Raw genomic sequence first — 5,703 nt, forward strand, 5'->3', positions numbered from 1 at the left:
CTCCGGGCCGGGCGCGGTCACCGACACCACGGCGGCGTCCGGGGCGGAGACCGCCAGCCCGGCCGCGCCGCGCCGGCGCAGCGCCAGGGCGGCCCGCGCGGCCAGCTCGGCGCGCAGGTCGTCGCCGGCCCGGGCCAGCCGGACGGCGGCCAGCACCCCGGCCGCGACGGCGGGCGGCAGGGCGGTGTCGAAGATGAAGGTCCGGCCCGTCTCGATCAGGTGCCGGACGAACTCGGCCGGCGCGGCCACCACGCCACCGGCCCCGCCGAGCGCCTTGGAGAGGGTGGCGGTGACCACCACGTCCGGCTCGCCGGCCAGGCCGGCCGCGGCCACCCCACCGGCCCCGCCCGGCCCGGTCACGCCGAGCGCGTGCGCGTCGTCGACCAGCAGCAGCGCCCCGTGCCGGCGGGCCACCGCGTGCAGCGCCGCCAGGGGGGCGAGGTCGCCGTCGACGGAGAAGACCGACTCGGTGACCACCACGGCGGGCCGGCCGGGCGCGGCGGCCAGCGCGGCGGCGACCGCGTCGACGTCGGCGTGCGGGGTCACCACGGTCTCGGCGCCGGAGATCCGGCAGCCGTCGATCAGCGAGGCGTGGTTGTGGGCGTCGGAGACCAGCAGGGTCCGCGGCTGCACCAGGCCACGGACCGCGGCCAGGTTGGCCAGGTAGCCGGAGGAGAAGACCAGCGCCCGGTCGGTGCCGAGCCAGTCGGCGAGGGCCGCCTCCAGGGCGTGGTGCGCGTCGGTGGAGCCGCGCACCAGCCGCGAGCCGGTGGCCCCCAGTCCGTACGCCGTCAGCGCCCGTCCGGCGGCGGCGGTGACCTCCGGGTGGGTGGCCAGCCCGAGGTAGTCGTTGCCGGCCAGGTCGACCACGGCGTCGCCGGCGGCGCGCGGGCGCAGCGTGCGGGTCAGCCCCGCCTTCGCCCGCAGCTCGGCGCGGCGGCCCAGGGCCGCCAGCCAGTCCGCCACCGTCCCGCCCCTTCCCACGCGCACCCAGGCCCCGCCCCGGGGCCTCCGCCGGGCGAAGTTACCACCCGCCCGGACCACCCCGGCGTGGCGCGGTACGGCTCGCCGGACCTGCTCGCGGCGGCCCGACGCGGCCGTTTCCCGGCCTCCGGGCGGCCTTGTAGGGTACGAGCCATGCCAGAGATCCTCGACCAGGCCCGGACCCAGGTGCTGGAGAACGGCGTCGGCCTCGACGAGGCCGGCGTGCTCGCCGTGCTGAACCTGCCCGACGAGCACGTGCCCGCCGCCCTCCAGCTCGCCCACGAGGTACGGATGCGCTGGTGCGGCCCGGAGGTCGAGGTCGAGGGCATCGTGTCGCTGAAGACCGGCGGCTGCCCGGAGGACTGCCACTTCTGCTCGCAGTCCGGTCTGTTCACCTCGCCGGTCCGCTCGGTGTGGCTGGACATCCCGGCGCTGGTCGAGGCCGCCAAGCAGACCGCGGCGACCGGGGCGACCGAGTTCTGCATCGTGGCCGCCGTGCGCGGCCCGGATGCCCGGCTGATGAAGCAGCTCCGCGAGGGCGTGGACGCCATCCGGGCCGAGGTCGACATCCAGGTCGCCGCGTCGCTGGGCATGCTCACCCAGGAGCAGGTCGACGAGCTGGTCGAGATGGGCGTGCACCGCTACAACCACAACCTGGAGACCTGCCGCTCCTACTTCCCCAACGTGGTCACCACCCACTCGTGGGAGGAGCGTTGGGAGACCCTCACGATGGTCCGCGCGTCCGGCATGGAGGTCTGCTGCGGCGGCATCCTCGGGCTGGGCGAGACGGTCGAGCAGCGGGCCGAGTTCGCCGCGCAGCTCGCCGCCCTGGACCCGCACGAGGTGCCGCTGAACTTCCTCAACCCGCGTCCGGGCACCCCCCTCGCGGACCGGCCGGTGGTCGAGGGCAGGGACGCGCTGCGGGCCATCGCCGCGTTCCGGCTGGCCATGCCGCGCACCATCCTGCGGTACGCGGGCGGCCGCGAGCTGACCCTCGGCGACCTGGGCACCCGGGACGGCCTGCTCGGCGGCATCAACGCGGTCATCGTCGGCAACTACCTGACCACCCTGGGCCGGCCGGCGACCGACGACCTGAAGCTGCTGGACGACCTGAAGATGCCGGTGAAGGCGCTGTCGGCGACCCTGTGAGGACGACGTGACCGAGCTTGTCGAGCCCGCCGCCGGCCCGCCGCGCCCACGCGACGCGGGCGCACCGGTCGGTCCCGGCGGGGCCCCGTGCTGGTGCGACCGCTGTGGTGAGTCCGTCGCGGCAGGCCCGCACGAGGCGTGCGCGGCGGCCCGGGCGCTGGAGCCGCCGCGCTGGTGCGCGTCCTGCCGGCGGCGGATGAAGGTGCAGGTGCTGCCGTCCGGCTGGTCGGCGGTCTGCGTCGAGCACGGCGAGATCCGGGGCTGAGGCGTGCTGCGTGGGCGGGCGGTGACGCTGCGACCGGCCACGGACGCCGACGTGCCGGCCCTCGCGGCGATCCGGGCCACCCCGGAGGTACGCCGCTGGTGGCGCGGCGACGACGACCTGGCCGGGGCGGTCCGCGCCGACCTGGCCGACGGTGACCTGGCCGTCTACGCCATCGAGCACGACGGCCGGGTGGTCGGCGCGATCCAGTGGTACGCCGAGCCGGACCCGGACTACCGCCACGCCAGCCTGGACATCTTCCTCGACCCGGCGGTACGCGGCGCCGGCCTCGGCGGGGACGCCATCCGCACCCTGACCCGCCACCTGATCGACGAGTACGGCCACCACCGGTTCACCATCGACCCGGCGGCGGCGAACACCGCGGCGATCCGCGCGTACGCGAAGGTGGGTTTCCGTCCGGTGGGCATCCTGCGCCGCTACGAGCGGGGCGCCGACGGCCGCTGGCACGACGGTCTGCTGATGGACCTGCTCGCCGAGGACCTGGCCGACTGAGTCAGCCGGTGGCGATCCAGTAGCGGCGCAGCCGGCCCAGTTCGGTGTCCCGGACGTCCTCCAGCACCCCGCCGTGCCGCTCGATGGTCCGCGCCGAGGCGGTGTTCTCCTCGTCGCAGGTGACCAGGACCGGGTCGATGCCGCGCCGGGCCGCCTCGGCCAGTGCCGCGCCGAGCGCGAAGGTCGCCAGGCCCCGCCGCCGGGCCGAGGGCCGGACGCCGTAGCCGATGTGCCCGCCGGCCTCGCGCAGGAAGTCGTTGAGGCGCAGCCGCAGCGAGATCGCGCCGAGCACCTCGTCGTTCTCGACGATCCACCAGTAGAGCGCCGGCACCATGCCCTCGGGCAGCCGGGACTCGTCCTCGCCGGCCCGCAGCCGGCCCACCCAGTCCGCGAAGCCCGCCGGCGAGTCCACCTCGTCGGTGGGGCGCAGCCCGGCGCCGTCCTGGTGGACGCCGCGCCCCCACTCGTCCCGGGCGGCCAGCCAGGACCGGTGCAGGCGGGTGGTCGGGGTGATCAGCTCCGGCATGGCGGTGAGGCTAGCGGCGCGGGCCGCGGCGCGGCCAGCGGTTTGCCGGTGGTGTGCCGTCCGGGGCGAGCCGGGGCCTGCGCGGCCAGCGGTTTTCGGTGGTGTGCCGTCCCGGGCGAGCCGGCCGCCGGCACGTCAGCCGGCCCAAATCAGGTGCCCGTCGGGGCGGCGGCGGGCCCCCTCGGCCGGTTGGTGGGGGCGGAGCCGTCCGTCGGGCATGAGGTGCGAGACCGGCACCCCGCGGCCGAGCACCGCGACGTCGGCGATCAGCCGCCGGTGGCAGCGCCACCAGACGCTTTCGCTGCACATCACCGCGGTGGTCCGCCGCGCGGCGTCGGCCAGCACCTCGTCCAGCGCCGCGTCGAAGTCGGCCGTGCGGGTGTACGCGGCGTACGCCCGGAAGGCCGCCACGGTCCACCAGGTGTCCGGTTCCGGCTCGCCGGCGCGGACGTGCCGGCGGCCGCCCAGGCGCGGCTCCCAGCGGTAGTCGATGCCCCGTTCGGGCAGCCACTGTGCCAGGGTCTCGCGCCGGACGTCCGGGTTGGTCCGGCTGGCCGGGTAGCGGCGTACGTCCACGACCAGGGCGACCCCCGCACCGGCCAGCAGGTCCCCGAGCTGGTCCCGGTCGGCGGCCCCGTGCCCGACGGTCAGCAACTCGCGCTCCATCGGGTCAGCTTGCCCCGGGTGGCCGCCCGCCGCCCGCCAGCGGGTGCGCAACCCACCAAAGGACGTGCCCGGCACCTCGTGGTGCCGGGCACGTCCCGGTGCTCAGCGAGCGGGTTCGGCCGGGGCCGAGCCGCGTCGCGTCAGCGCTGCAGGGTCAGGACACCCGGCCGCCACGGCAGCAGGTTGTAGTCGCCTCCCGCGCTGGGGTTCTTGCCCTGGTACAGGAACTGCAGGTTGCAGGCGTCGATGGTCTTGGTCTGGTCGGGGTTGGTGCGGACCAGGTCACCGTGGCTGATGTCGTTGGTCCACGTCGCGCCGCTGTTGGCCTTGCCGGCGAAGGGGTTGCTCTCGCTGGCGGCCTGCGGGGTCCACGAGCCGCTGAGGCTGTTGGACGTGAAGGAGCGGAAGTAGCGCCCCTGGCTCCCGATCGCCTCGACGATCATCAGGTACTGGTTCTGGCCCTGCACCTTGTAGACCTCGACCGCCTCGAACAGGTTGTTGGTCGAGTCACTCATGATCGTCGTGTAGCTCGAGCCGAAGCTGCCCGGGAAGTTCCCGAGCGGCATGCTCGACCGGTAGATCTTGCCGTTGTCCCCGGCGAAGAACAGGTACATGTTCTGGTCGTCGCCGATCAGGGTCTGGTCGATCACCCCGTACGGGGCGTCGGGGAGGCTGGCGGTGGAGAGCGTCTGCGCCGAGGACCAGCCGTTGGCGTTGGTCGGGTCGCTCGACGTCTTGTAGCTGAACGACGTCGGTCCCCACTGGTACGCCAGCACCCAGATGTTCTTCGGAGCGAAGTAGAGCAGCGTGGGCGCCACGGTGCCCTGGCTCATTCCGTTCTGGGCGGCCGAGCCCATGTCGGACCAGTTGGTGAACGTGCTGAAGTTCATCGAGCTGTACTGGCCGCTGCTGTTGACGTACGACCCGTAGACCAGGTGCTTGCCGTTGTAGACCACGTTGGTGAAGTCCTTGAGCGAGACCCAGCCGTTCTGCGGGTTCGCCAGCGCGCCGGTCGACGACCACCGGTAGGTCGACGGAAGCGCGCAACCGCCGGACGTCGGCGTGGACGTCGGCGTCGAGGTCGGCGTGGAGGTCGGCGTCGAGGTGGCACCGCTGAACTCGGTGCGCCACTGCTGGTTGGCCTGGCCGTGGCAGTCGTACAGCTGGATCTGCTGGCCGTTACCGGTGCCCCAGACGTCCAGGCAGCGGCCGGACTGCACACCGCTGATGGTGCCGTTGGAGTTGACGTTCCACTGCTGGTTGGACTGGCCGTTGCAGTCCCAGATGATGATCCCGGTGCCGTTCGCGGTGCCCGCGCCGTTCGCGTCGAGACACTTGCTGCCGTAGACCATCAGCTGCTTGCTGGAGGTGTACGTCCACTGCTGGTTGGACTGACCGTGGCAGTCGTAGAGCTGCACCCGGGTGCCGTTGGTCTGGGTGGCGTTGGGCACGTCGATGCACCGGTTCGACTGCACCCCGATGATCCGGCCGGTGCCGTTGCCCGGCGTCGGGCCCGTGGTCGGCCCCGAGGTCGGGCTGGTGGTCGGGCTGGTGGTGGGGCCGGCGCTGTTGAGGACGTTCAGGACGGAGTTGTAGGCGGCCT

Annotated in this window: 7 protein-coding genes; 3 read left to right on the forward strand and 4 right to left on the reverse strand. The window is 74.0% G+C overall.

The window, feature by feature from the left end:
- On the reverse strand, window positions 1-966 hold a 966-nt coding region (locus LQ51_RS01135; protein WP_046562721.1), incomplete at its 3' end, for an aminotransferase class I/II-fold pyridoxal phosphate-dependent enzyme.
- Between the two features lie 171 nt (window positions 967-1,137).
- Here LQ51_RS01135 and bioB point away from each other — a divergent pair.
- The 3 genes from bioB to LQ51_RS01150 are packed head-to-tail and all read left to right on the forward strand — an operon-like array spanning window position 1,138 to window position 2,908.
- Window positions 1,138-2,133: a biotin synthase BioB gene (gene bioB / locus LQ51_RS01140; RefSeq protein ID WP_046562722.1), complete on the forward strand. Its 996-nt coding sequence runs from the start codon at window positions 1,138-1,140 to the stop codon at window positions 2,131-2,133.
- A 7-nt stretch (window positions 2,134-2,140) separates the two neighbouring features.
- Window positions 2,141-2,398 (forward strand): biotin synthase auxiliary protein BsaP, encoded by a 258-nt coding sequence (locus tag LQ51_RS01145; RefSeq protein ID WP_046562723.1) that lies wholly within the window; start codon window positions 2,141-2,143, stop codon window positions 2,396-2,398.
- A gap of 3 nt (window positions 2,399-2,401) precedes the next feature.
- Window positions 2,402-2,908 (forward strand): GNAT family N-acetyltransferase, encoded by a 507-nt coding sequence (locus tag LQ51_RS01150; RefSeq protein ID WP_046562724.1) that lies wholly within the window; start codon window positions 2,402-2,404, stop codon window positions 2,906-2,908.
- Window position 2,909: 1 nt separating this feature from the next.
- On the opposite strand, the gene LQ51_RS01155 is transcribed toward LQ51_RS01150, so the two are convergent.
- The 3 genes from LQ51_RS01155 to LQ51_RS01165 form a co-directional block, all read right to left on the reverse strand.
- Entirely contained in the window at window positions 2,910-3,434 is a 525-nt protein-coding gene (locus tag LQ51_RS01155) for a GNAT family N-acetyltransferase (protein ID WP_046562725.1), read from the reverse strand.
- 135 nt (window positions 3,435-3,569) lie between these two features.
- Window positions 3,570-4,100, reverse strand: coding sequence for a DUF488 domain-containing protein (locus LQ51_RS01160; protein WP_046562726.1), 531 nt, complete (start codon window positions 4,098-4,100; stop codon window positions 3,570-3,572).
- 140 nt (window positions 4,101-4,240) lie between these two features.
- Window positions 4,241-5,703, reverse strand: a 1,463-nt coding sequence (locus LQ51_RS01165; RefSeq protein WP_197087491.1) for a non-reducing end alpha-L-arabinofuranosidase family hydrolase, incomplete at its 5' end; no start/stop codon positions are given.

Origin of the sequence: Micromonospora sp. HK10 (genome assembly GCF_000982955.1) — a bacterium.
Lineage (GTDB): Bacteria > Actinomycetota > Actinomycetes > Mycobacteriales > Micromonosporaceae > Micromonospora.